Source organism: Streptomyces sp. 3211.6 (genome assembly GCF_003634815.1).
Lineage (GTDB): Bacteria > Actinomycetota > Actinomycetes > Streptomycetales > Streptomycetaceae > Streptomyces > Streptomyces katrae_A.
Genome location: NZ_RBXC01000001.1, coordinates 3,139,786 through 3,164,157 on the forward strand (window position 1 = coordinate 3,139,786; position 24,372 = coordinate 3,164,157).

Sequence of the window (24,372 nt, forward strand, 5' to 3'; positions counted from 1 at the left end):
AAGGAAGAGCAGAAGGCAGCGGACACTGCGCGCCCCTACGCGGCCGTCAGGACCAGACGGCCGGGCGCCCTGGGCCGCGACCGGCCCGAAGCGTCGGGATCGCGCTGCGGCAGGAACGCCGTGCGCTGCTCGCGATCACGGATCGCGGTACGTATTCGGTGCGGCGGAACGGGCCGCACGAGGCACGCCGCCGCCAGCACGGCCGCACCCACGGCGACCGCCGCGGCCAGCGCGACCACCCCGGCCGCCAGGCCGGCCTCCCCGGACAGCAGCCCCAGCACCCCGCCGAGCAGCAGGAGCCCGACGAGCAGCCGGGCGGCGCGGGAGCCCTCGTGGAACAAGAAGGAGGACACGCCGAACCGCCGATCCTCAACCGCACGACCCACGCGAACCACCCCCCTCACCACACCAGAACTCACGATCGACACCAGCTCCTCGATCCTAACGGCTCCCACCGACAACGCCCTTGAGGGTCCCCCAGACCACCAGCCGGTACTTGGACGTGTACTCCGGGGTGCAGGTCGTCAGCGTGATGTACGACCCGGCCTCCTCGTACCCGTACCCGGGCTTCACCCCGCTGCGCGGCACCGGCGCGATCACCCCCACGTCCCCCGGCCTCGTCTCCGCCAGCACCTTCCCCACCACGTACGTGTACCGCCGTCCCCGCAGGTCGACGGACACCTCGTCCCCCGCCCGCAGCCGGTTCAGGTACCGGAACGGCTCCCCGTGCGTGTTCCGGTGCCCGGCCAGCGCGAAGTTCCCCTCCGCCCCCGGCTGCGCCGTCCCCGGGTAGTGCCCCACGTAGCCCTTGTCCAGCACGGCCCGCCGGTCGACCCCCTCCGCGACGGGCACGGCCAGCCCGAGCCGGGGGATCCGCAACACCCCGTACGCCTCGTCCCGCGCCGGCCCGGCACCCCCGCCCGCGGGCTTCCCACCCTTCCCACCGCCCCCGGCCCCCGCCGAAGCCCCGGACCCGCCGGAACCCCCACCAGCCCCCTCACCCGAACCCCCGCTAGAACCCCCCTCGACCACCCCTGGAACCTCCCCCACCCCAGACACCCCAGCCGCCCCCTCTCCTCCTCCCCCTCCCCCTCCTCCCCCTCCTCCCCCTTCTGCCCATCCCCTCTCCAGGGCCCGGACCTGCGCCTGCGCCCCGGCCACGGCCTGCCGATTGGTCCACCACACCTGGTGCACCACCAGCAACGCCACCACCACCCCCACCGTGGTCAGGACCTCACCGGCCCCCCACAGCAGCCGCGCGAACCCGGCCCGGCCCGCCCGCCGACCGCCCCCTTGCACCACCACGCGCACCTGATCCCGCACGGCCGGCACCCTAAGACTTCCCCCCTCAACTGACCAGCGGCAGTACGGTGTGAACCATGCGCCCCGACACGCCTGCAGAGCACATCGCCGAAGCCGAGCGCCTCATCCGCACGGCGACCCGCTACCCCGAGGACCAGGAACCCCTCCTCCTCCAGGCCGCGGCCCACCTCGAACTGGGCGACGCCCGGGATCGCGCGAGCGCGCTCTACGACCGCCTGCTGTCCGCCTCCCCCGCCAACCCCCACCTGATCAAGGCCCGCCAGGCCGCGAACCTGTGGGAGTACGGCCACGAGGCCGAGGCCCGCGCCCTGATCTCCGGCATTCGCGCCGCCGCCCCCGCGGACCCGGCCCCCTGGGAGATCATCGCGGAGGCCCTCGAGGCCCACGACGAGCTCGAAGCCTCCCACGAGTGCTTCACGGAGGCGGCGGCCCTCCTCACCTCGGAGGACACCCCCCTCACCCAGGCCACGACCGCGCTCCTGACGGGCCGCCACCGCGTCCGCCGGCTCCTCGCGCTCCCCCACGACGACTGGGACATGGTCGCCGACACCCGCCACATCGGCCCGATCCCGCTGGACGAACTCCACGACCCCAAGCGCATCTGGGCCCTGGGCTCCAACGACCCGGCGGAACTCCGCGCCGAGATCGCCCGCCTGCGCGCCGAACTCGGCGACCGCCGCGCCGCCCTCTCGCGCCCCTTCCCGGTGGCCATCCTCCACTGGCCCGCCCGCGAACTGGCCGAACTCCTCACCAGCTACCCCACCCTGGCGGCGGAGTACCCCACCCACGAGGCCCACCTGGCGAAGGTCGAGTCCTCCCTGCGCACCCTGGCCGCCTCGGGCACCACGAACCTCGGCATCGTCACGGCCAGCGTCCCCTCGTACGAGGCCTTCGCCGCATCGGAAAAATCCTCCCCGGCCTCCCCGTCCCTCCTGGCGGAATACGCCACCACCCTGGCCGCCCGAGGCAAAGCCACCCCCTGGCCCCCCACCCCCACGGCCCCCTGCTGGTGCACCTCAGGCAAGCCGTACGCGGAGTGCCACGGGGAAAGCTCGGGGGCGGCAGACGTATGAGCAGAGGACGTCTCGTCCTCCAGGAACCAGGGGAAATCTGCACGAACACCGACGTGGGTGAGCATGCGCTGCTCGCGCCCGGCGATGACGCGGACGCCCAGGCCGTCCTGGACTGGCTGCGGCCCTTCGATGTTGCTGGGCTCTACACGGGCGCCATCGCCAACGCGATCGACTATGTCCTGGACGGAGCACGGACCGGCCGGTACTACCTGCTCTCTACCGATGTCCACCCGGGCGAGAGGGCCTCTGTGGGGGCAAAGCTCGAGTACGAGGTTCTCCGCTCGTTCTCGCTTCCGAAGGAGCGCCCGCTCGACACGCACATCGCAAAGGTGCCGGTCGACATCAAGGCGACCGTCGGTTCGAACTGGGCGATACCGTCGGAAGCGCACTGCCAGCTGTGCATCTGTACCCAGATACAGCTCGGGCGGGGCCGGCACCGCTCGTGGCTGGTCCGGGCCCACCGCTCGTGGCTCTACCGGGGCAAGGGCAACAAGGACGGCAAGCGAGGCCTCGCCGTCGAAGCCCGCGACCGGTGGAGCATTCCGCTGTACGACTGGACCCCGTTGCCGGTCAATCCCCTGACCCTGCTCACCACGGAGCAGGCTGGCCGCGTCCTGGCGAAGCATCCGGGCCAGGAACACCGCTTCGCCATGATGTTCCGGTACCTGGAAGGGCACGTCATCCCGCGCAGTGTCATCGCGACGGTTGGCGCGGGCAAGCTTGACCCGCTCCGGCGTGCCCGCAACATCAGGAAGCATCTGGCTAAGGATGGCCTTACCCTGCTGTGCGGGAAGTGGCGGGACCAGCAGGATCTCGCAGCCGCTCACAAAATCACTCTGGGGCCGGAGGACTGGGTGGCCCTGCGGCTGGAGGAAGGGTGGGCTCATGACGGGTGAGAACCCGTGGCAGCCTCCCGAGGGCTCCTGGGCCTCCTCGGCTGCCCGGCGGCGCAACATGCAGGCGATCCGCAGCCGCGACACCAAGCCGGAGCGTGTGATCCGGCAGCTGGTCCACGCGCAGGGGCTGCGCTACCGGGTCGCCGCCCGTCCCCTGCCTGATCTCCGGCGGACAGCCGACCTCGTCTTCCGGCGGGCGAAGGTGGCCGTTTTCATCGACGGCTGCTACTGGCACGGCTGCCCTGAGCACTATGTGCCGCCCAGGACCAATCCCGGCTACTGGTCGGACAAGGTGGCCCGGAATATGGCGCGGGACCGCGACACGGACCAGCAGCTGGAGCGGGCTGGCTGGCTCGTGCTCCGGTTCTGGGAGCACGAGCAGTCCGACGTCTGTGCCGCCACGATCGTGTCCATGGTCCAGGACCGCCGCGGCCGGCCGGCCGAGGCGGACTGACTTAAGGAGCCTCGCCCAGGCCGCTCCCGGCCGCAGCGTTCAGTACCCGGGCGATGGCCTCTCCGACCACGCGCGCCACAGGCGGCGGAAATGCGTTCCCAACCTGCCGGTACTGGGCTGTCTTACCCGGAAGGCGCCCCTGGTTCTTGTCGCCCTCGAAGTCCCACTCCGGCGGGAAGCCCTGGATGAGGGCAGCCTGGCCCACTGTCAGCATCGGCCCTTCCGCCCGGAACAGATCGCGCTCGCGGCTCTTCTTCTCTTCCACGTCCTTGGGCGAGTTGGCAACACCCAGAGCGTTGACACCCAGGGCCTTCCACGCCGCCTTGGCCCGGCTGGGGCCGAGATCTGCTCCGCCGTGCTTCTTGGATCCGCCGACGAGAGTCGGTGCGATGGCACCGCTCATACCCTGCCAGCGCTTGAGCGCGTCCGTGGCCTTCAGGCCGATCGTCCCGCCCTGGGCAATGTACGGGGCGTAGCGGGCCTCCATGCTCGGGCCGAGCGCCTGCGCCACGGTGACGGGGCTCCCCTGGGGCTGAGGCCACTGGAACGCGCTGGTTCCGAGGACGTCCTTCCGGATCGCCACGAGAATGGCCCGCGGCCGGAGCTGAGGGACGCCAAAATCACTCGCCTCGATGACGTTCCAGCCGCAGACCTTGTAATCGGCGCCGTCAAAATCGGTCTCGACGCCCGTCTGGGGATCCTTGGCACGCCCTCCCTGAAGACGCGCGATCACCCAGTCACGGTAGTCCGAGAATTTGTCATCCATGATTCCACGGACGTTTTCAATCATCACGGCCTGCGGATGAAGCTCGTCCACGAGTTCCAGCATCCGCGGGAAAAGATCACGCTCATCGTCCTTGCCCAGCTGCTTTCCGGCATGCGAGAACGGGGGGCACGGGACTCCGCCCGCCAGGAGGCCGAGCTCTCCCCGCCGCAGCTGGCGGCCCAGATACTCGACCGGCCTTTCCAGGTCGACCAGGGGCTTGAAATCATTCACATCCGCATGGACGATGTCGCAGAATTTGCGTTCGAATTCCCAGCCGTCCCGGGCCTCGATGTTGCGCCGCAGCGTTGCGACCGCGTACTGATCGATCTCGACGAGTGCGAGATGACTGAAGCCAGCCTGGTGGAGGCCAATGGCCTGCCCTCCGGCGCCGGCGCAAATCTCAATCGAGGTCAGCGTGTGATCGCTGGCACCCATCGAGTCCTCCTGGTGTGGCAGATGCAGACAGGCCAGTGTCGCATCTGCCACTGACACCCGGCGAAACCCCAGCCCAGACCGGCACGCCGGACCCAGTCGGCACACCTGCCCCGTGCGCGTCACCGGACCGCCGCAGCCTCCACGTGCTCCAGCAGTGCCCGCACGTCAGCCGCGTCCATACCGCCCGCCACCGCCTGCTCCTCCTGCAGGTCGCCCAGCTGCCGCACTGAGGGGTCGTCGAGGATGCTCCCCATGAACTCCAGTTTCTCGGATAGCCGGAGCGCGACCACCTCGTCGATCGTGCCCTCTGACGCGAGGACCGTGACACGGGTCTCAGTATCCGGGGCGAGACCCAGGCGATGGATACGGTCCAGGCTCTGCAGGAACCTGCCAGCCATGAAGTCCCGGTCGACGTAGACAGCATCATGACAGTCCTGGTGCAGGCTGATGCCCTCTCCGAGCGTAGCCGGGTTGGAGATCAGGACGAAGCAGTCGGGATCTTGCCGGAAGCGCCTGATCTGGTCTTCCCGGTCCGGAGTACCGCCGTGGACTACTGCGGGCCGGTACTCATCCAGCAGCACCTCAAGGCTGGTGATGTTGCGGACGAAGGTGGACCAGACCAGCGTTTTCCGGCCAGCCGCCGCATTACGGGACACGATGTCCCGCACTTCCCGGTATTTCGGCGGCATCTCATGCTGGGGAAGCCGCTGAAGCAACGTGAAAAGCGATTCTCCAGCCGGCACCTCCAGGGGCGGAACCTGGAAATTCAGGGGTTCGTACTTGCTGCTGCCTTCCACCAGCAGTGCTGGGCTCGAGGCCGCCATGAGCAGCCGGAGCATCGCTTTACCCAGTGCGTCGAAGTCCCCTCGGGAAAGTTCTGCGCGGGCGGTGAAGCGGCCAACGAGGGCATCGTAGATCTCCCGGTGCAGGCCTTCGAGCGGGACGGTCCGCATGACCGGCTGGAACGGCGGGAGCCCCAGTTCCTTCTTCGTCGTACGGGTGAAGAGCGGCCGCAGGACGGAACTCGCGTGGGCGAGGTCACCGCCGGCCACGGCCTGCGTCACCACACGGCGGCCGTGCCCCGGCCAGACGAAAGAGAGCAGGTTCTCCAGGTCCCTCGCCCCGTTGGGGGCAGGTGTACCCGTCAGGATGAGACGACGGCGGCTGAGCGGCCCGAGTGCCATGCAGGCGCTGCCGTACGTGCCTTGCGCTCCCAGCTTCATCCGGTGCGCTTCGTCGAGGATCACCATGGAAGGAGCCGCGCGGAGCCAGCCCGCCAGGCCCGTCAGGGAGCGGTCCAGACGCTCGTAGTTGACCACCAGGATCTCCGCGTGCGGATCCGGGGTCTTCTCCATGACGGTGGTCACCGGAGGCGCATCGAAACACTCACGGCTCTCCGAGAGCCACGATTCGTACGCCGACTTCGGACTCACCACGAGAAGCCGCCGTGCGGCCCCGCGTTCCTTCATGGCCGCGTAGACCGCAAGGCCGACACGGGTCTTGCCAGCACCGGGAACACTGAAGTTGGCGCCGTGCCGCATCGCGAGCAGCCTGGAGATGTCACGCTGCTGGAAAGCGGTGAGATCCGCGCGCCAGCCGGCCCCCAGCACCTGCTGCGGCAGTGCCCCGCTGTCAGCGCACTCGGTGCCGGCAGAGTCCTGCGCACCGTGCTCCAGGAACCGGGACGCCTGTTCCGCGTCGTCGAGGACGTCACTGACCAGGGCGAGCAGTTCCTCGTCCCACTCGACGGAGTCCGGATCCGGCCAGTCCGACAGGACGTGCAGGCCCGACAAGAAGTCGTCGAGCGGCACTTCCAGCAGCAGCGGCCCACGCTGACCGCCCACCGGAAAACCTGCGGCGAGGTGCGTCAGGTCAGCACCGAACGGCTCAGTGGCACGGAGCAGGGCGTTGGTGCGGGAGATGTCGAAGCCAAGGCGGAGCGACGGCTCGCTCATGCCTCCTCCTGCCGCACGGCGTCCAGCAGCCAGACCACTCCGTCACCAGGCTCTTGGATGCGGGCGGCTTCGCGCGCCAGCTTCTTCAGGCTGGTCCGGAGGGCAAGGATCGCCTCGTCCAGCGTCTCCTCGTCCAGGTTGCGTGAGGCGCGTGCGAGCGTCATGTCCGTGACGCACTGCTCAATGTCCTGGACGGCGTCGTGAAGGCGGTCGGGGGCTGCCTGCTTGCGCTTTCGCACCCGCGCGTCCTTGCCGGCTGGAACGAGGGCTTCATTCACCGCCTCTCTGGCCTGCTGCCACAGCGCGGCCGCTTCGTCGGACTGTTCCTGGCTCACCCCCTCGGGTGCCCGCTCCACCGCCTTCGCCCGCAGCAGGGTGTTGGTGAATGCCTTCGCAGCCGCCACCTGCGGATTGTCGCCCGGAAGTGAGCGGTTGAGCCCAGGGATAACCCTGGCCGCCGCCGGCTGGTCTGGAGCCTGCTGCAGCTGCTCGGGAAGGTGCCGCTGCAGGTAGCGGGTGCGGAAGTCCACGTCGGCGAGACGGACGTCCGTCTTCGAGAACTCCAGGACGATCAGCGCGAGCCTGTTCTCCTTCAGCAGGTCCGCCTGCCCGGGATTCTGGCGCGCCGCCTTCGCGTAGGCCCGGTGAAGTTCACGGAGCTTCTCCTGGTGGTCCTCGAAGTCCATGAGCTTGAGCTGGGCCGACCCAGTCTTGGAACGCGTGACGAGGTCGTTGAGGGTGGACAGCACCCACCGGTCCTGTTCGGCCGTCTCCGTCCGGATACGGAAGTCCTTCGCGATGTCGGCGAGCGGCCGGCCAGCAGCGGCCTGCTCCTCGATGGTGAGCAGCCTGTTGATGTACGAATACGGCCGGCGCGTGTCGTGGCGGAGCTGAAGGGACAACTCGACCGCGTTGATGTCCGCCCAGGTACACGATTCCGGCAGGACGCCGACGCGGACGCTGGGCACTCCGAGCTCACGCAGGGCCGCGACCCGCGTGTTGCCGTTGACGAGGATCCCGTCACGGGTCATGAGACCCGGCTCGTTCTGCCGGTAGTCTTTCAGGCTCTGCCTGAGTTCGTCGAAGTCCCCGTCCCGCTTGGCCGGGTTCGAGGGCAGAGCCTGAAGCAGATAGCGGAGGTACTCCTGGCTCTCCGGGCTCCACGGGGCTTCTGTGAGCAGGGCATCACGCTCTGGGTCAAAGCTGCGCTGCGCGCGGATGCGGTGCGTGGCGGGGTTGAAATACACCTGGTCGATGGGCATGTCGATGACCTGGACCACCAAGGGCTTGGTGCGCCACTCGATCGTCAGCGTCTCCTGGAGCCCGCCGCCGTCACTGACTTCCTTGAGCCGCGTCTCGACCAGCTCCTGGATCATCGTGGCGCGGGGCGGCCGGCCGAAGTCCATGCTCACGGTGCGTTCTCCTCTGACTGCATGTCCGTGGGATACGTGGTGGGTTGGGGCGGGTAGGGCCGCGCTGTCTACGCGACCCCGTGTTCGTATTGTCAGACCGGCGGGAGGCCAAGGGATTCGCGGACCTTGTTCCTCGCGTCGGCCGGCAGCGTTCGGATGTCGGCCCAGAGCCGCTCCACCTCTGCGAACTCCCGCGCATCCGCCGCTACCCAGTCGGTCAGGGTCTTGCGGTCCATTCCCGCCAGGCGTTCCACCCGGACCAGGACGCTGCCGAGGTCAGCGGTCAGACCCCGGCCGCCCACACGGCACCGGTTGCATTCGGCCACGTTCTCCACAGTGGTGGCACCGTCCGGCTGGACCACCGGGCGCCGGGCGATGTCAAGCTGGGCGGACTCATAGGTCCCGGGGTACATCTCGCCGGCGGTGATGCCGCAGGAACGGCAGTGATGGCCGTCCCGTGCCAGGATTTCACGGCGCTGGGTATCGCTCAGGGACGTGGCCGGCCTGGTGCCCTTGCCCGGCTCCCAGACGGGTTCTCCCGCAGACACAAAACGCTGTTCGTGCTGACCGAGCGTCAAGTCCTCCCGGTGCGTGTCGATCCTCCAACCGAAGTCACGCAGGTCCCGCACCCGGCGGTCGGCCTGGCTCACCCCCGGAAACGCTCGCTTCACGTCCTCCTTCGTGAATGCGTTTCCTTCCCCCACCACCGTAACGAGCCACAGCGCAGCACGCTTCATCGTGCCGAACTTCTTGTCCTCCCAGGACGGAAGAGCCATTGCCTATCTCCTTATTCCCGTCAACCGCGAACTGTCCGCGCGGCGCCTGAGGACCCCCTACCGGCCGCGTCGGCGAACGACGCAACTGTCACTCAGCGGCTCAGCCCAACGCCATACCTGCCGCGATTTCGAGGTCAGTTGAAAACTTCAGGCAGTTCACGCAGCGGCCGACTGCCGGAAGAATTCGGCGGTGTACTGGCCAACAGGGGAACGGAGTCGTGATGCCTCGGCGCAGCAGGAAGTGGAAGGAGCTGCCTCCGGATCTACCGCAGGCACACAGGGAGTTCGTCCTGGTGCTGCGGAAGCTGCGCGATTGCAGCCCCCGCACGCAGGCGGCGATCGCCGCGTCGGGATTCCTCGTGGCGACCAGCCTTTCCAACCACCTCAACGGCGGCCGCATTCCGGACGAGTCGCTGGTCAGGGCGTTCTACAGAGTGATCCAGGACGAGGTTTCAGCAGCCGGGACAGCAGCCGTGCCGCTGCCGTGCTCGCTGGAGGAGCTGCTGGAGTTGCGGCGCCTGGCCCGCGTTCAGCACTGCTCCTGTGTTCCTCACCCCCGGGCCGCCCCGCCTGGTGGGAGCGGGACGGAAACGCCGGCTTCACCGGTTTCCGAGCCTGCGCCCGTTCGGCCTTCGCTCAGGGCAGGCAGACGCCGCCTACGCCACGGCAGAGCACTTACCCGCACTGCAGTATTCGCGGCCTCCGCACGGCAGCGCGTGCCGGTCCCCCTCCAGGAGGGGGACCGGCCGCGCGCGCTCGTCGTCGATACCGACTGGACCGAGATGCAGACGCTTACCGGCTTCCTTTCCGACGGCAGGCGTCGCGACGCAGGCCTGCTGCTGTGGCGCGCGGGACGGACCCTCTCCGCACCAGAGCTTGTCGAAGCCATCAGCTCCTGCCGGGCGGCAGGTTTAGACGAGGCTGCGGAATCCGTCCTGACCAGTGCCAGCGAACGGGCCGACAAACAGGCTGTTCTTAACATCGTGGCCGCACTGCGGCACGCCGGCCGGGAAGAGGACGTCGAGTACTTGCTCACGGCCGCGACTCGCGATCAGTAGGCCAGGGCAGCTCGAGCTGTTGGTGGCCGCGGGCTGTGGCGGTGGGTGGGGTGGGGCGGGGGGTGGTGAGGGTGAGGAGGGTGCGGAGGGCCGCGAGGACTTCGTCTGGGGTGTCCCGGATCATCGACGGGGTGGCGCTGACCACCAGGACGCCGTGGGATTCCAGGCGGAGGCGGCGGCGGAGGGTGGCGTGCCAGGCGTCGCGGGTGTAGTGGTACTCCGCCGAGTCGACCTCCAGGGCCACGCCCTCGTCGGGCCAGTAGGCGTCCGGGCTGGCCAGGAAGGTGCCGTCCGGGGTGTAGAGGCGTGCGTTCCACAGCGGGGGCGGGAGGTCCGTGCCGGTGAGGGCGTCGCGGGCCTGGGCTTCGGCGACCGAGCGGACCCCGGCCAGGAGTTCCCCGGCGGCGGCGTGGATCGCCGGGCGGGACAGGAGGCGGGCGCTGCGGAGTTCGGTGTGGAGGTCGTGCGGGTGGCACCAGCCCCACTGGACGACCTGGGCCAGCACGGAGCGGACCCGCTCGGCGCTCGGGCAGCGGGCGGCGAAGTCGGCGGCCGCGCGGACCGGGCGGGCGCTGGGCACGCCCGAGACGGCCAGGGTGCCCGGCCAGCGGGCGGTCGTCACGGGGCGGACCTGAGGGGTGCCGGTGAGCCGGCGCGGGCTGCGGATCAGGACGTCGGCGGGGCGTCGCGGATGCCGAGGAGGGTGAGCGCGGCTCCGCCGGTGAGGGCCGCGGTGTCGCCGGTGAGGGGGTCCGCGGTGGGTTCGGCGGCGTACAGGACGGCGGCCAGGGCGCGTTGGCGGTGGTCGGGAGGGCCCGTCTGGAGGAGGTAGACGCGGGGCAGGAGGCGTTGCCAGGGGCCGCCGGGGCGGATGCGGGAGGTGATGGTGGTGTGGGGGACGCGGGCGGTGGTGAGTTGGTGGCGGGTGGCGAGGTTCAGCTGGCGGCGGGTGAGGGATGTGGGGGTGGGGGATGTGGGGGTGGGGGGCGTAGGGGTTGGGGTGCTTGCTTTGTGGGTGATCATGGCCCCGGTATGCCCGGGGTGGGCGTGTCCAGTCGTCTCTTTCGGGTGGCGGTGGGGTCAGTGCGGGTGGTCCGATCGGCCCGGGTGGTTCGGGGAGAGGAAGACGACCACGTTCGTCTCGGTGCCCGGGAGGGCGGGGACCTCGTGCCAGCCGAGGCGGTGGTAGGTGGCGACGGTGTCCTCGGCCAGGCGTGAGGTGAGGAGCCACGCGCGGTGTTCGGGGGCGTCGGCGGTGATCTCCGTGAGGAGGGCCCGGCCGGCGCCGGTGCCGCGTGCGTAGGCCCGTACGGCCAGTTCGTCCACCTCCAGGGCGCCGACCAGCAGGTCGCGCACCCGGTCCGGGCCGAGCTGCGCGGCGACCTGGGGATAGCCCCGGCCCCCGGGGAAGGGGGCCGGGGTCAGCCAGGCCGTCGCGAAGCCGTCGACGCCGGCGGGGGACTGTACGAAGGCGGTACGGAATCCGGGGCGGCGGACGTCGGTGTGGAGGCGGCCCGCGAACTGGCGAATGGTTTCTGCGTCTTCGTTCCAGGGCGGGGCGGAGAAGACGTCGGCGTAGGCGTCGAGGAGTTCGTCCGCGAGGTCGAGGACGGCGCGGCCGTAGGAGATCACGAGCGGCTCCGGGGGTGGGTGGATGGGTGGGGGGCGGGGTGGTTGCCGAGTGTGGGTGAAACCGAAAGTAGGTGACGGGGGCGCGGAACCTGCGGATAGGAGGAACCCGGCGTGTGCCGACAAATCGGCCGTCGTGTGTGCGTGTCGCGGGGCGGCGCCGGGCGTTGAGCAGCCGTGGACAGACTGCTGCTGGTGGCGGGCCGATGTGCGCTCGCCTTCCTTCTCGTCCTCGGGGTCGTGGCGCTGCTGCCGCGCGCGGTGCGCGAGGCGCTGCCCGACGCCGTGGTGGGCGGGGCCGTGCTCGCGCTGGGAGCGGTGGGTGTCCGCCGGGGTTCCAGGCGTCCGCGTTAGCCTCGTGAGTAGTTCATCGCATGACATGACTTATCTGGCGCGTACGTGGATTTGTGTGGTGCGTACGTCTGACACGACGAGGGAGTTCGACATGGCGCGGGTACCGAGTTCCGCGGTGGCGGCAGCCGGGCTGATCGGCGGCTACGCCGTCGCCCGGTGGACGAAGAAGCGCCCCCTGGGCGGGGTCGTGCTCGGCGCCGCCGGGATCGTGGCCGGCCGGGAGTGGCACCGCCGCGGCGGGGTCCCGGCGGCGGCCGGCCTGGGGGCGCTGTACCTCGCGGGCTTCGCGGGGGCGCATCCGCTGGCGAAGAAGGTCGGCGCGTGGCCGGCGGTGGCCGGAGCGGCCGGCGTCGTCGCGGCGACGGCGTGGGCGGTGTCCGACCGGGGGTGACCCCGCCCGGGGGGCGGGGCGGCGGGGTCGCTGGCCATTGCCCCCCTTGAGGGGGAGGCGGGGCGGTGGCGGGGCGGTGGCGGAGTGTGCCGGCCGCCCTCCGCCTGTACCGCACGCGACCGGCACCGAAATGCCGGACGGGACCGGCCGGGTGGTCGGGGCCCCGGTGGGGCGGCGGCTAGGCGCCGAGCGTGCGGGAGACCGTGTAGATCAGGAGGCCCGCCAAGGCGCCGACCACGGTGCCGTTGATGCGGATGAACTGGAGGTCGCGGCCGATGTGGGCCTCGATCTTGCGGGAGGTGTGTTCCGCGTCCCAGGCGGCCACCGTGTCGGTGATCAGGGAGGTGATCTCCGTGCGGTACGTGGTGACGACGTAGACCAGCGCGCCCTCGATCCAGCCCTCCACCTTCGCCTGCAGGCGGCCGTCGGTGGCCAGGCGGGCGCCCAGGGAGATCAGGGAGGAGCGGACGCGCAGGCGCAGTTCGCTGCGTTCGTCCTCCGCCGCCGAGATGATCATCGAGCGGACCGCCGTCCACGCCGACGCGATCACGTCCTGCACCTCGCCCCGCGCCAGGACCTCCGACTTCAGCCGTTCCACCCGGGCCCGCGTCTCCGTGTCCGCCTGGAGGTCCGCCGCGAAGTCCGTCAGGAAGCGGTCCACCGCCCCGCGCGCCGGGTGGCCCGGCATGTCGCGCATCTCCGTGACGAACCGCAGCAGCTCCTTGTACACCCGGTCACCGACCTTGCGGTCGACGAAGCGCGGGGTCCAGCCCGGGGCGCCGCCCTGGACCGCGTCCATGACGGAGTCCCCGTGGGTGACCAGCCAGTCGTGGGCCTTGGCGCAGATCAGGTCGACCGCCCGGTGGTGTCCTCCGTCGGCGACGACGCGCTCCAGGGTCTTGCCGATGCCCGGCGCGATCTCCGCCGCCTCCGCCCGGCGGGTGATGGCCTCGCCGACCACGGCCTGGACGTCGGAGTCGCGCAGGACGGTGAGGGCGCCGCGCAGGGCGGTGGCCAGTTCCGCCGTGACCCGGTCGGCGTGCTCGGGCTCGGCCAGCCAGGCGCCGAGGCGGCCGCCGATGCCCAGGGCGTGCAGCCGGGCGCGTACGACGTCGGCGGAGAGGAAGTTCTCGCCCACGAACTCCCCCAGCGAGACCCCCAGCTGGTCCTTCTTCGTGGGGATGATCGCCGTGTGGGGGATGGGCAGCCCCAGGGGGTGGCGGAAGAGGGCCGTCACCGCGAACCAGTCGGCGAGCGCGCCGACCATGCCGGCCTCCGCCGCGGCGGCTACGTATCCGGCCCAGCCGCCCGCGCCCCAGGCCTGCTGGGCGCATGTGGCCAGGACGTAGACCACCGCGACGACGATCAGCAGACCCGTCGCGGTCGTCTTCATGCGGCGGACGCCCCGCCGCCGCTCTTCGTCCGCCTCGTTGAAGACGAACGCGCCGCGGGCGGATGGGCCCGCAGCCGGTCCCGGTTCCTTCATGTGGTGCTCCTGCCTTCCCCCGATGGCCGGTTTTGTCTGCATAGCATCCGACTCCCGGGAGGGCCGGGGAGTTCCCGGCGCGCCGCCGACCGGGTCCCGCTAGAGCTCCTTGCGGACCTCGCCGCCGCCCAGGTTCCTGCCGCCCTTCGGCTGCTTGGGAGGCTTCGGCGCCTTGACCTTGACCGCCACTCCGCCCCAGAAGGCGAGGCCGTTGACGATCACCCGCGGGGCCCCAGGTTCCGGGCGGCTCTCCAGGGACCGGCCCTGGTCGAAGCCCCCCATGATGCCGATGCCCCGTACGTCGACCTCGACGCCCGGCGGGACGGTGATCTCGATGCCGCCCATGATGGCCACGCAGGTGATGACGACCTCGCGCGCCGCGAAGTCGGCCTCGCGCAGGTCGAGCTCGCCGCCGCCCCAGAAGGCCACGGCGTTGAACTGCGCGGGCACCGTCCAGTGCCCCTTGCGCTGGAACCCCGACATGATCGCGACCGCCGACGAGGAGGCCCACGTACCGCCGATGCGGGACTGCCAGGACGAGGTGGCGGAGACGGGGCCGGGAGCGTAGGAGAGGGCCGAGGAGGACTCGGGGGCCGGAAGGTCGCTGGTCAGGGGTTCGAGTTCGGCGTACGTACGGGACTTGTACGCCGCCTCCAGCCGCTCCTCGAACTCCTCCATGTCCAGCCGGCCCTCGGCGACGGCGTCCCGCAGGCGCTCGACGACCCGCTCGCGGTCGGCGTCCGACGCCCGCAGGGAGGGGGCGGCCTCCGCCCGAGATGCCCGAGGGGCCTGAGATGTCTGAGGGGCCTGAGATACCTGAGATACCTGAGATGCCTGAGGGGCCTGAGGGGCCTGGCCTTGGGGGCCCTGGCCTTGGGGGGCCTTGTCCAGGGAGGTCTTCTCCGGCGTCGCCTGCTCCGGGCGCTCGTCACTCATGCGGGTCAGACTATGCAGAGAAGCCCGGCGGTTGAACGGTCCCGACCCCGGGCGGCACCCCGACCCCGCCCCTGATTTCCCCCTGACCTCCGCCCCCGGACGGCCCCGCCCCCCTCAGCCCCGCCCCGCGTACATCCGTGCGATCACGTCCTCGATGTCCGGCTCCCGCACCGACAGGTCCAGCAGCGGATACCGCGCCGCCACCGCCGCCACCAGCGGCGCCGCCGACTCCCGGGCCGGGAAGGCCAGCCACTGCCGCGCCCCCTCCACCCGCACCACCCGCGCCCCCGCCACTTCCAGCGGCGGGAGCTCCCGCTCCAGGTCCACCACCAGGGTCCGCTCACCGCCCTCCCCCAGCGCGTGCAGACCGCCCAGCGCCCCGTCGTACACCAGCCGGCCGTGGTCGATGACCATCACCCGTTCGCACAGCTGCTCGATGTCCTGGAGGTCGTGCGTCGTCAGCAGCACCGTCGTCCCGAGCTCCTCGTTCAGCTGCCGCAGGAACTCCCGCACCCGCGCCTTGCTGACCACGTCCAGCCCGATCGTCGGCTCGTCCAGGTACAGCACCTCCGGGTCGTGCAGCAGCGCCGCCGCGATGTCCCCGCGCATCCGCTGCCCCAGCGACAGCTGCCGCACCGGCACGTCCAGCAGCGCCGCGAGGTCCAGCCGGTCCACGCAGCGGTCCAGGTTCTCCCGGAACCGGGCCTGCGGAATGCGGTACATGCGGCGCATCAGCCCGTACGAGTCCTTCAGCGGCAGGTCCCACCACAGGGTGGTCCGCTGCCCGAAGACCACCCCGATCCGGTGCGCGAGGCGCATCCGCTCCCGCGACGGGTCGATGCCCGCGACCCGCAGCCGGCCGCCGCTCGGGGTGAGGATGCCCGTCAGCATCTTGATCGTGGTGGACTTCCCCGCGCCGTTGGGCCCGATGTACCCGACCACCTCGCCCCGGGCGACCTCGAAACTGATCCCGTCCACCGCCCTGACCTGGCGTTTCTCCCGGCGCATCAGCCCGACACGGCGCCGGACTTCGAAGACCTTCTCGACCGCCTCCAGAGAGACGAGAACATCGGACACGACTAGCTCCCCGTGCTTCGGTACGAACGGACCCCCGCGCGCCACGCCAGCGACGCGGGCAGGAACACCGCGAAGGCGACCAGCGGGCTCAGGTACGCGACCCACCCCGGCAGCCCCAGCGGATCGGGCCGGCCCAGCACGTACAGCGCGGGCAGCCAGTTGACGAAGGCCAGCGGGACCACGAAGGTCACCCCGCGCAGCAGCTCCTTCCCGAACACCGTCGGCGGGTACTGGAGCATGGTGCAGCCCCCGTACGTGAAGGAGTTCTGCACCTCCGCCGCGTCCCCGGCGACGAACTGGAAGGCCGCCCCGGCCACGAGCACCCCGCCGAAGATCCCCGCCCCGGCCACCACCATGACCGGCACCAGCAGCACCTTCCCCGGCGTCCAGTCCACGTCCAGCACCGAGAGCGCCCAGCCCAGCACCCCCAGCCCCTGCGCGATCCGCCCCAGCCGCCGCAGCGCGAACCGGTCCGCGGCCACCTGCGCGAGCAGCGGGACGGGCCGCACCAGCATGGTGTCGAGGGAGCCGTCGCGGATCCGGGCGCCGACCCGCTCGGTGTTGCCGAGGAGCAGGTCCGCCAGCCCGAGCGAGGCGGAGCAGGACCCGTACAGGAGGGCGATCTCGGGAAGGGTGAACCCGCCGAGCGCCTCCACGTGGGAGAACATGACGGCGATCGCGACGAAGTCGAGCACCGTGATGGCCGCGTTCCCGACCGTGGCCAGCAGGAACGACGCCCGGTACGCCATCGTCGAGCGGATCCACATCCCCACGATCAGCCCGTAGCCCCGCAGCCCCTCGCGCAGCCGGCCACCACGCCCCGACGCGGGCTCGTACGGCCACCGCCCCGGCCCGCCCGGTGCCGCCCCCGTCCCCGTACGGCTCACCACCGTCTCAGCCACCCTGGACCACCACCTTCCGCGTGGCCGCCGACTGCACCAGCCGCCCCGCGCCCAGCAGCCCCACCGCCCACACCGCCTGGAAGCCCAGCGCCCGCACCGCTCCTCCGGACCCGGCGTGGGTGCCGAGCAGCACGTCCAGCGGGACCTGGAGCATCGCGGCCCACGGCAGCAGCCGCACCACCTCGCCGAAGCCTCCGGGGAAGACGGTCAGGGGCAGCAGCATCCCGGAGAAGAAGACGGTGACGACGGTCGCCATCAGGTTGACGCCCGCCCCGTCCAGCAGCCAGAACGCGGCCAGCGCCAGCAGGTACCGCACCCCGAACCCGACGACCAGCCCGAGGGCCACCGACAGCAGGAACAGCAGCCAGCGCAGCGGATCGGACGGCAGCGCCAGGGTGAAGACACACGCCCCGGCCACCAGCGGCAACAGCCCGCGCCCCAGCAGCTGGAAGCCCGCACGGCCCAGGTCGGTCGCCAGCCACCAGGCCTGGAGGTCGGCCGGGCGGTACAGGTCGACGGCGACGTCACCCGTACGGATGCGTTCCTGGAGCTCCTCCTGGAAGCCGCCGCCGATGAGCGAGGCGGCCGCCAGCAGGGCCTGGCTGACCCAGACGAAGGTGAGGGCCTGGGCCTGGTCGTAGCCGCCGAGGTGGGGGCGCTCGTCCCACAGGGCGATGTACGTGTACGCGACGATGAAGCCGAAGACCGTGTTGGTGAAGACGCCTGCGGCGGTCGCCGTCCCGTAGGCCGCGTAGCGGCGGAACCCGCCCGCGGCGACGGCCAGATAGAGCCGCACCGTATCCCTCCGTTTTCCACGTCGTTCCTACGTCGGCCAAAGCGCGCGAGCTTAGTGCGGAGGGGCGAGCCACGCGACCGTTTTATGCCCGTCCGGAGCGGAAGCAGCGGCCATCGGGTAGACACCATGAGGTACAGATGTGGATATTGCGCACGGTCACGAGGAGTCCCGGCGATGAGCGACCAGTCACCACCCCCGGGCTGGACCCCTCGTGATCCGGACACCCCGAAGCCGCAGGGGCCCACGGGACCACGGGGCGACGGCGGCAAGGACAACAGCAAGGGCAAGGGCAAGGGCAGCCGCAACGCCAAGGCCAAGGGCAAGGGCAAGGCCAAGGCCGGCCCCAACGGCAGCGCCAGCGCCAGCCCGAGCCCCAAGGTGAAACGCAAGCGCACCGGATGGCGGCGTCTCCTCCCCACCTGGCGGATGGTCCTCGGCGGGATCCTGCTGCTCCTCCTGCTGCTCGGCGGCGCGCTCGTCGCCGGCTACCTGCTGGTCGACATCCCGCCGGCCAACTCGGCCGCCACCGCCCAGTCCAACGTGTTCCTCTACGCCGACGGTTCCCAGCTCGCCCGCGACGGCGAGGTCAACCGCGTCAACGTCCCGCTCTCCCAGGTCCCCCGCACCGTCCAGGAGGCCGTACTGGCCGCCGAGGACCGGGACTTCTATTCCGAACGGGCGGTGGACCCCAAGGCGATGATCCGCGCCGCCTGGAACACCGCCACCGGCAAGGGCACGCAGTCCGGCTCCACCATCACCCAGCAGTACGTCAAGAACTACTACCTGGGCCAGGAACAGACGATCAAACGCAAGGTCAAGGAGTTCTTCATCGCGATCAAACTCGGTCGCGAGAAGTCGAAGGACTACATCCTCGAGGGCTACCTGAACACCAGTTACTTCGGCCGCAACGCCTACGGCATCCAGGCCGCCGCCCAGGCCTACTACGGCAAGGACGTCAACAAGCTCACCACCCCCGAAGGCGCCTACCTCGCCACCCTCCTCAACTCCCCCAGCGCCTTCGACGTCGTCGCCCACCCCCAGAGCCGCGCCCGCGCCCTCGCCCGCTGGAACTACGTCCTCGACGGCATGGTCAAGAAGAAGTGGATGACCCCCGAGGAGCGGGCCGCGGCCACCTTCCCCGAACCGGGCAAGGTCCGCGCCGCCGCCGGACTCTCCGGCCAGCGCGGCTACCTCGTCGAAGCCGTCAAGGACTACATCTCCGAACACAAGATCCTCGACGACAAGACCCTGGCCGAGGGCGGGTACCGGATCACCACCACCATCGACAAGCGCCGCGAGAACGCCTTCGTCGACGCCGTCCAGAAGCAGATGGTCGACAAGCTCGACCCGGCGGGCCGCCCGGCCGACAAGGTGGTGCGCGCCGGCGGGGTCTCCATCGACCCGGCCACCGGCAAGGTCGTCGCCATGTACGGCGGCATCGACTACACCAGGCAGTACGTCAACAACGCGACCCGGCACGACTACCAGGTGGCCTCCACCTTCAAGCCGTTCGTCTTCGCCTCCGCCGTCGAGAACGACTCCCGCACCCAGGACGGCCGCCGGATCACCCCGAACACGGTCTACAACGGCGACAACCGGCGCCGCGTCGTCGGCACCCGCATTCCCTACGCCCCCGAGAACGAGGGCCAGCAGTCGTACGGTCAGATCACCGTCAACACCGCCACCGACCTCTCCGTCAACACCGTCTTCGCCCAGATGGTCGTCGACGTCGGCACGGAGAAGGTCAAGCAGACGGCGATCGGCCTCGGCCTCCCCGAGGACACGCCGAACTTCGACGCCGTCCCGGCCATGGCGCTCGGCACCATGCAGGCCAGCGTGCTGGACATGACCCAGGCGTACGCGACCCTCGCCGACCACGGCCGGCGCACCCCGTACACCCTCGTGGAGAAGATCACCAAGGAGGGCGACACCCTGCACCTGCCCGACCGCACCCCCCAGCAGGCCGTGAGCCGCGAAGCGGCCGACACGACCACCTCCATGCTGGTCAGCGTCGTGGACAACGGCACCGGTACGGAGGCCCTCGCGGCCGGCCGGCCGGCGGCGGGCAAGACCGGCACCGCCGAGCAGGACCGCGCCGCCTGGTTCGCCGCGTACACCCCCGACCTGGTGACGGTCGTCTCGGTCATGGGACAGGACCCCGACTCGGGCACCCTCGAACCCCTGTACGGGGCCCTCGGCGAACCCCGCCTCGGAGGCGGCGGCTACCCGGCGCGGATCTGGGCGGCGTACACGAAGAAGGCCCTGGAGGGGACGGAGCCGGCCGACTTCGACCTGGACCTCCAGCCGGGCGCGGCCCAGCCCCCGCCACCGGTCCAGCCCACCACCCCGCAGCAGCCCCAGGGCAGCCGCCCGCCGTGGCTGCCGGACCAGAGCGGCCGCCCCAACCCCCCGAACGGGGGCCAGGACAACGGCGGGCGGACGAACGGGGGCCAGAACACGGGAGGCCAGACGAACGGCGGCCAGAACACGGGAGGCCAGAACACCGGAGGCCAGACGACAGGAGGCCAGACCAACGGCGGTCAGACCAACGGAGGCCAGAACACCGGAGGCCAGACCAACGGCGGTCAGACGACCGGCGGCCAGACCAACGGAGGCGACACCACGGGCGCCACGGGCGGCGGTGGCGAAACCAACGGCGGCCAGGCCACGGGCGGCGGCCTCACCCCGCGCCGCCGCCCTCCGTCGCTGTTCCTCGAATGACCGTCAGTGGCCGGAGGTGGCCTTCAGCCCCACCACCGCGACCAGCAGCAGACAGATGAAGAAGATCCGGGCGGCGGTGACGGGCTCCCCCAGCACCGCCATGCCGAGCACCGCCGCACCGGCCGCACCGATGCCCACCCACACGCCGTACGCCGTACCGATGGGCAGGGTCTTGGCCGCGTAGGACAGCAGCACCATGCTGGCGACGATCCCGGCACCGGTGAACACCGACGGCCACAGCCGGGTGAAGCCCTCGGTGAACTTCATGCCGATCGACCAGCCGACCTCGAGCAGGCCGGCGAAGAGAAGAAGAACCCAGGCCATGACGGCACCTCCGGGACGAGAACGGAACGGGGGTGCGTCGTCTTTGCACGCTGGTCCAGCCGATCCGATCGACCCAGCTGACCCAGCTACCCGGTACGGCGCGTCTCGTCGGGGTGGTTCCCCACCACCGTAGCAAAGGGCGTGCAAAAGGGCCGGTGACCCGGGTCACCAGCCCTTTCTCGTACCGCGTCCGTCAGTCAGAGGTACAGCCCGGTCGAGTCCTTCGACCCCTCCAGCCGCTCCGCCGCCACGGCGTGCAGGTCCCGCTCGCGCATCAGCACGTACGTCGCCCCCCGCACCTCGACCTCGGCGCGGTCCTCGGGGTCGTACAGCACGCGGTCGCCGGGCTCCACGCTCCGTACGTTCTGCCCGACCGCGACCACCTCGGCCCAGGCGAGCCGCTTGCCCACCGCGGCCGTCGCCGGGATCAGGATCCCGCCGCCCGAGCGCCGCTCGCCCTCGGGGGTGTCGGACTTCACGAGCACGCGGTCGTGGAGCATGCGGATGGGCAGCTTGTCGTGGGTGGTGTTCTCGCTCACGCCACGAACCTACCTGCCGCCGCGCGCCGCGCACCCGTGAGGGTCGACATCACGGCGGACGTCACCGCTTGCGGCGCGCGGAAGCCACGAGCAGCCCGACCACGCCGGCCGCGAGCAGCACGACGGGGGCGATCCGCTCGAAGCGCGGGGCGCCGTCCTCGTGGCGCAGGCCGTCCTTCACGTCGGTGATCAGCCGGTTGACGCACGCGACGGCGCGCCCGGCGGTGTGGTCGACCGTCGAGGCGACCCTGGCCTTCGCGTCCCCGATGATCGTCTGCGGGTGCATGCGCACGCCGATCTCGTCGAGCGTCTCGGCGAGCTGCTCGCGGCGGCGGACGATGTCCGCCTCGATCTGTGCGGGGGTCCTGGCTTCCGGCACCGCGCTGCCTCCGTCGTCGTGTCTGGTCTTGTATGGGCTTGATCCGTCATGGACAGTCTGTCAGCTCAGTCAGCTTAGGCTCATGCCGTACGGATCCCCTCCCGAGGAGAGCACTGACATGAGCGAGCGACTCCAGCCGGGCGACCCCGCCCCCGCCTTCACCCTGCCCGACGCGGACGGCAACGAGGTGTCGCTGGCCGACCACAAGGGCCGCAAGGTGATCGTGTACTTCTACCCGGCGGCCCTGACCCCCGGCTGCACGAAGCAGGCCTGCGACTTCACGGACAACCTGGACGTGCTGGCCACGGCCGGCTACGACGTCATCGGCGTCTCCCCGGACAAGCCGGAGAAGCTGGCGAAGTTCCGCGAGCAGGAGCACCTGAAGGTCACCCTGGTCGGCGACCCGGAGAAGGAGGTCCTGGCGGCGTACGGGGCCTTCGGCGAGAAGAAGCTGTACGGCAAGACGGTGACCGGGGTCATCCGCTCCACGGTGGTCGTGGACGAGGAGGGCAAGGTCGAGCACGCCTTCTACAACGTCAAGGCGACGGGCCACGTAGCGAAGATCATCAAGGACCTGGGCATCTGACCCCGCCCACCCGTCCCCGCGGAACGGTCCGCACCCTCCCGGTGCGGACCGTTCCGCTTATCGGACGAAACCTGCCGTAACCGTCCGACTACCGATCCGTTACTCCATGCGAGGTCCGCACACGTGGCCGAGAACAGGGGGTGGCGACCATGCCGGTCAGTCCGTACACGAAGGAACGCCTCGCGGAGGCGGCAGGCTCTTCCAGGACACTGAGCGAGGCACTGGAGCGGCTCGGGGTGGATCCGCGCGGTGGATCACGGCGCTACGTTCGCAACCGCATGCGCAAGCTCGGGATCGAGATCTCCCACTTCGAGAAGGAGGGGGTGAAGTGGACCGCGGAGGTCCTGACCGAAGCGGTCGCGGTCTCGTCGAACATGTGCGAGGTACTGCGGCGACTGGGACTGGACGTCGTGGGTGGCCACCATACGTACATCAGTCGGCGTGTGAGGTCGCTGGCCATAGACACCTCGCACTTCAAGATCCCTTCACCGGCTGGCCGGCCCAAGACGCGCCGGACTCCGGAGACCCTGCTGGTGGTGCAGGAACCGGGAAGCGCACGCCGCATCCCGGGTGACCGCCTCAAGCGCGCCATGGGGTCCTGCGGGGTGCCGGAGCGCTGCTCGAGGTGCGGCACTGAAGCAATGTGGCGCGGCTACCCACTCCCCCTTGAGGTCGACCACATCGACGGCGACTGGCGGAACAACCAGCTGGCGAACCTTCGCCTGCTGTGCCCGAACTGCCACTCCACGACGGACTCGTACCGAGGCCGGGCCAAGCGGCGGGCAGCATGAACGGCTCCCATTCCGAGCAGCCCCGCCGACGCAACAGCCGATCCCGGCCGGACCCGGCGGCAATACGCGACGCGGTCGCCGAGTCCCGGTCACTGGCCGAGACGCTGCGGCGCCTGTCTCTGCCCGACTCCGGCGGGCAGCGTGGAAGGCTGCGGGCATGGATACACGAGCAGGGGCTCTCGACCTCCCATTTCCTGGGGCAGGCGCATCAACGGGGCAGACCCGGCACCGTTCCGCTCAAGCCCCCGGAGGAAGTCCTCGTGCTCCGCACCGGAGGGCGGCGCACGAAAACCGAGCTCTTGCGCCGCGCTCTGCGCGCAATCGGCGTGCCTGAGTGCTGCGCCGAGTGTGGAACCGGCCCGGAGTGGCAGGGGCTTGCCATGACCCTCGAGGTGGATCACGTCAACGGCGACTGGAGGGACGACCGCCGCGAGAACCTGCGACTGCTGTGCCCCAACTGCCACGCGATCACAACCACCTGGTGCAGAGGGGGACGCCGCCGGTCCGTCTGAGGAGTCCTTCACCGCAGCGGATGGCTGGCCGCTACCATGGCAGCATCTCGCGGCCGTGTCGTAACAGGCAGCCGAGCGGCGCTTAGAACGCCGTGGGAGAAATCCCGTGGGGGTTCGAATCCCCCCGGCCGCACCACACCGAAGGCCCCGTACGCAACCGCGTTCGGGGCCTTCGGGCTATCCGGCGGGCGGACCGTCAGCCCAGCAGGTCGCGCAGGATCGGGATCAGGGCGCGGAAGGCCTGGCCTCGGTGGGAGATGGCGTTCTTTTCCGCTGCCGTCAGTTCCGCGCAGGTGCGGGTTTCGCCCAGCGGCTGGAGGATCGGGTCGTAGCCGAAGCCGCCGCCGCCCGCCGGGGTGTGGCGGAGGGTGCCCAGGAGGCGGCCCTCGACGACGTGTTCGGTGCCGTCCGGGAGGGCCAGGGCGGCCGCGCAGAAGAAGTGGGCGCCGCGGTGTTCGTCGGCGATGTCGCCGAGCTGGTTGAGGAGCAGTTCCAGGTTGGCGCGGTCGTTGCCGTGGGCGCCGGCCCAGCGGGCCGAGAAGATGCCGGGGGCGCCGTTCAGGACGTCGACGCACAGGCCCGAGTCGTCGGCGATGGCGGGGTAGCCGGTGGCCTGGGCGAGGGCGTGGGCCTTGAGGAGGGCGTTCTCGGCGAAGGTGACGCCGGTTTCCTTGACGTCCGGGACCTCGGGGTACGCGTCGGCGCCGACCAGCTCGTGCGGCAGGCCGGCGTCGGCGAGGATGGCGCGGAGTTCGGTGACTTTGCCCGCGTTGCGGGTGGCGAGGATCAGGCGGGTCATGG

At 70.6% G+C, this 24,372-nt stretch carries 28 protein-coding genes and 1 tRNA gene; 11 read left to right on the forward strand and 18 right to left on the reverse strand.

Annotated features, from left to right (window positions below):
- Positions 1–35: 35 nt before the first annotated feature.
- Both BX286_RS14370 and BX286_RS14375 read right to left on the reverse strand, forming a co-directional pair.
- On the reverse strand, positions 36–353 hold the full coding sequence (locus tag BX286_RS14370) for a DUF6412 domain-containing protein (RefSeq protein ID WP_398898516.1): 318 nt from the start codon (positions 351–353) through the stop codon (positions 36–38).
- Between the two features lie 88 nt (positions 354–441).
- Positions 442–1,332, reverse strand: a complete 891-nt coding sequence (locus tag BX286_RS14375; RefSeq protein ID WP_315974719.1) for a class E sortase — start codon at positions 1,330–1,332, stop codon at positions 442–444.
- Positions 1,333–1,379: 47 nt separating this feature from the next.
- On the opposite strand from BX286_RS14375, the gene BX286_RS14380 reads away from it, so the two are divergent.
- The 3 genes from BX286_RS14380 to BX286_RS14390 are packed head-to-tail and all read left to right on the forward strand — an operon-like array spanning position 1,380 to position 3,746.
- Complete coding sequence (locus BX286_RS14380) at positions 1,380–2,396, forward strand: SEC-C domain-containing protein (RefSeq protein WP_121015095.1); 1,017 nt, start codon at positions 1,380–1,382, stop codon at positions 2,394–2,396.
- Between the two features lie 53 nt (positions 2,397–2,449).
- Complete coding sequence (locus tag BX286_RS14385) at positions 2,450–3,292, forward strand: NaeI family type II restriction endonuclease (protein WP_187344139.1); 843 nt, start codon at positions 2,450–2,452, stop codon at positions 3,290–3,292.
- Complete coding sequence (locus BX286_RS14390; RefSeq protein ID WP_121015099.1) at positions 3,282–3,746, forward strand: very short patch repair endonuclease; 465 nt, start codon at positions 3,282–3,284, stop codon at positions 3,744–3,746. Before BX286_RS14385 ends, BX286_RS14390 begins: the two co-directional genes overlap by 11 nt.
- A 1-nt stretch (position 3,747) precedes the next feature.
- On the opposite strand, the gene BX286_RS14395 is transcribed toward BX286_RS14390, so the two are convergent.
- The 4 genes from BX286_RS14395 to BX286_RS14410 all read right to left on the reverse strand — a co-directional run bounded on the left by BX286_RS14395 (position 3,748) and on the right by BX286_RS14410 (position 9,090).
- Complete coding sequence (locus BX286_RS14395) at positions 3,748–4,947, reverse strand: DNA cytosine methyltransferase (protein ID WP_121015101.1); 1,200 nt, start codon at positions 4,945–4,947, stop codon at positions 3,748–3,750.
- A gap of 119 nt (positions 4,948–5,066) precedes the next feature.
- Positions 5,067–6,902 carry a DEAD/DEAH box helicase gene (locus BX286_RS14400; protein WP_121015103.1) on the reverse strand — a complete coding sequence of 612 codons (1,836 nt, stop codon included), beginning with the start codon at positions 6,900–6,902 and terminating at the stop codon, positions 5,067–5,069.
- Positions 6,899–8,314, reverse strand: a complete 1,416-nt coding sequence (locus BX286_RS14405; RefSeq protein ID WP_121015105.1) for a transcriptional regulator — start codon at positions 8,312–8,314, stop codon at positions 6,899–6,901. The genes BX286_RS14400 and BX286_RS14405 overlap by 4 nt, the downstream gene beginning before the upstream one ends.
- A gap of 92 nt (positions 8,315–8,406) precedes the next feature.
- Positions 8,407–9,090, reverse strand: coding sequence for a hypothetical protein (locus tag BX286_RS14410; protein ID WP_121015106.1), 684 nt, complete (start codon positions 9,088–9,090; stop codon positions 8,407–8,409).
- 293 nt (positions 9,091–9,383) lie between these two features.
- On the opposite strand from BX286_RS14410, the gene BX286_RS14415 reads away from it, so the two are divergent.
- Positions 9,384–10,148: a hypothetical protein gene (locus BX286_RS14415; protein ID WP_148710272.1), complete on the forward strand. Its 765-nt coding sequence runs from the start codon at positions 9,384–9,386 to the stop codon at positions 10,146–10,148.
- Here BX286_RS14415 and BX286_RS14420 read toward each other — a convergent pair.
- Genes BX286_RS14420 through BX286_RS14430 form a run of 3 tightly spaced genes read right to left on the reverse strand, consistent with a single transcriptional unit; the run spans position 10,123 to position 11,780 of the window.
- On the reverse strand, positions 10,123–10,770 hold the full coding sequence (locus BX286_RS14420) for a hypothetical protein (RefSeq protein WP_121015108.1): 648 nt from the start codon (positions 10,768–10,770) through the stop codon (positions 10,123–10,125). The genes BX286_RS14415 and BX286_RS14420 overlap by 26 nt on opposite strands.
- A 44-nt stretch (positions 10,771–10,814) precedes the next feature.
- On the reverse strand, positions 10,815–11,171 hold the full coding sequence (locus BX286_RS14425; protein WP_121015109.1) for a hypothetical protein: 357 nt from the start codon (positions 11,169–11,171) through the stop codon (positions 10,815–10,817).
- A 57-nt stretch (positions 11,172–11,228) separates the two neighbouring features.
- Positions 11,229–11,780 (reverse strand): N-acetyltransferase, encoded by a 552-nt coding sequence (locus tag BX286_RS14430; RefSeq protein WP_199848320.1) that lies wholly within the window; start codon positions 11,778–11,780, stop codon positions 11,229–11,231.
- Between the two features lie 174 nt (positions 11,781–11,954).
- On the opposite strand from BX286_RS14430, the gene BX286_RS36560 reads away from it, so the two are divergent.
- Positions 11,955–12,131, forward strand: a complete 177-nt coding sequence (locus BX286_RS36560) for a hypothetical protein (RefSeq protein WP_159036781.1) — start codon at positions 11,955–11,957, stop codon at positions 12,129–12,131.
- A 91-nt stretch (positions 12,132–12,222) separates the two neighbouring features.
- On the forward strand, positions 12,223–12,522 hold the full coding sequence (locus tag BX286_RS14435; RefSeq protein ID WP_079427278.1) for a hypothetical protein: 300 nt from the start codon (positions 12,223–12,225) through the stop codon (positions 12,520–12,522).
- 178 nt (positions 12,523–12,700) lie between these two features.
- Here the strand turns inward: BX286_RS14435 and BX286_RS14440 are convergent, their stop codons facing one another.
- From BX286_RS14440 to BX286_RS14460, 5 genes are all read right to left on the reverse strand, one after another.
- Positions 12,701–14,008: a DUF445 domain-containing protein gene (locus BX286_RS14440; RefSeq protein WP_100863593.1), complete on the reverse strand. Its 1,308-nt coding sequence runs from the start codon at positions 14,006–14,008 to the stop codon at positions 12,701–12,703.
- A gap of 99 nt (positions 14,009–14,107) precedes the next feature.
- Positions 14,108–14,944, reverse strand: a complete 837-nt coding sequence (locus BX286_RS14445; RefSeq protein WP_261993423.1) for a DUF1707 domain-containing protein — start codon at positions 14,942–14,944, stop codon at positions 14,108–14,110.
- A 114-nt stretch (positions 14,945–15,058) separates the two neighbouring features.
- On the reverse strand, positions 15,059–16,021 hold the full coding sequence (locus BX286_RS14450; protein ID WP_261993424.1) for an ATP-binding cassette domain-containing protein: 963 nt from the start codon (positions 16,019–16,021) through the stop codon (positions 15,059–15,061).
- A gap of 2 nt (positions 16,022–16,023) precedes the next feature.
- Positions 16,024–16,923, reverse strand: coding sequence for an ABC transporter permease (locus BX286_RS14455; protein ID WP_121015110.1), 900 nt, complete (start codon positions 16,921–16,923; stop codon positions 16,024–16,026).
- The gene (locus BX286_RS14460; RefSeq protein WP_121015111.1) at positions 16,916–17,719 is read right to left on the reverse strand and encodes an ABC-2 family transporter protein; all 804 of its coding nucleotides are present in this window, start codon (positions 17,717–17,719) and stop codon (positions 16,916–16,918) included. Before BX286_RS14460 ends, BX286_RS14455 begins: the two co-directional genes overlap by 8 nt.
- Before the next feature lie 174 nt (positions 17,720–17,893).
- Here BX286_RS14460 and BX286_RS14465 point away from each other — a divergent pair, with 174 nt between their 5' ends.
- Positions 17,894–20,440: a transglycosylase domain-containing protein gene (locus tag BX286_RS14465; RefSeq protein ID WP_398898521.1), complete on the forward strand. Its 2,547-nt coding sequence runs from the start codon at positions 17,894–17,896 to the stop codon at positions 20,438–20,440.
- Between the two features lie 3 nt (positions 20,441–20,443).
- Here BX286_RS14465 and BX286_RS14470 read toward each other — a convergent pair whose 3' ends face one another.
- The 3 genes from BX286_RS14470 to BX286_RS14480 form a co-directional block, all read right to left on the reverse strand.
- Complete coding sequence (locus BX286_RS14470; protein ID WP_079427291.1) at positions 20,444–20,764, reverse strand: multidrug efflux SMR transporter; 321 nt, start codon at positions 20,762–20,764, stop codon at positions 20,444–20,446.
- A 197-nt stretch (positions 20,765–20,961) separates the two neighbouring features.
- Positions 20,962–21,303: a co-chaperone GroES gene (locus BX286_RS14475; RefSeq protein WP_079427293.1), complete on the reverse strand. Its 342-nt coding sequence runs from the start codon at positions 21,301–21,303 to the stop codon at positions 20,962–20,964.
- A gap of 61 nt (positions 21,304–21,364) precedes the next feature.
- Complete coding sequence (locus BX286_RS14480) at positions 21,365–21,682, reverse strand: DUF3618 domain-containing protein (protein WP_079427295.1); 318 nt, start codon at positions 21,680–21,682, stop codon at positions 21,365–21,367.
- Between the two features lie 118 nt (positions 21,683–21,800).
- Between BX286_RS14480 and bcp the strand changes: the two genes are divergently transcribed.
- The 4 genes from bcp (at position 21,801) to BX286_RS14500 (ending at position 23,707) form a co-directional block, all read left to right on the forward strand.
- On the forward strand, positions 21,801–22,268 hold the full coding sequence (bcp, locus tag BX286_RS14485; RefSeq protein WP_079427297.1) for a thioredoxin-dependent thiol peroxidase: 468 nt from the start codon (positions 21,801–21,803) through the stop codon (positions 22,266–22,268).
- 149 nt (positions 22,269–22,417) lie between these two features.
- On the forward strand, positions 22,418–23,059 hold the full coding sequence (locus BX286_RS14490) for an HNH endonuclease signature motif containing protein (protein WP_121017648.1): 642 nt from the start codon (positions 22,418–22,420) through the stop codon (positions 23,057–23,059).
- Complete coding sequence (locus tag BX286_RS14495) at positions 23,056–23,571, forward strand: HNH endonuclease (RefSeq protein WP_107438261.1); 516 nt, start codon at positions 23,056–23,058, stop codon at positions 23,569–23,571. The genes BX286_RS14490 and BX286_RS14495 overlap by 4 nt, the downstream gene beginning before the upstream one ends.
- A gap of 49 nt (positions 23,572–23,620) precedes the next feature.
- Positions 23,621–23,707: transfer RNA gene (locus tag BX286_RS14500), tRNA-Leu, on the forward strand.
- Positions 23,708–23,767: 60 nt separating this feature from the next.
- Here BX286_RS14500 and rdgB read toward each other — a convergent pair.
- Positions 23,768–24,370 carry an RdgB/HAM1 family non-canonical purine NTP pyrophosphatase gene (gene rdgB, locus BX286_RS14505; protein ID WP_079427301.1) on the reverse strand — a complete coding sequence of 201 codons (603 nt, stop codon included), beginning with the start codon at positions 24,368–24,370 and terminating at the stop codon, positions 23,768–23,770.
- Positions 24,371–24,372 lie beyond the last annotated feature (2 nt).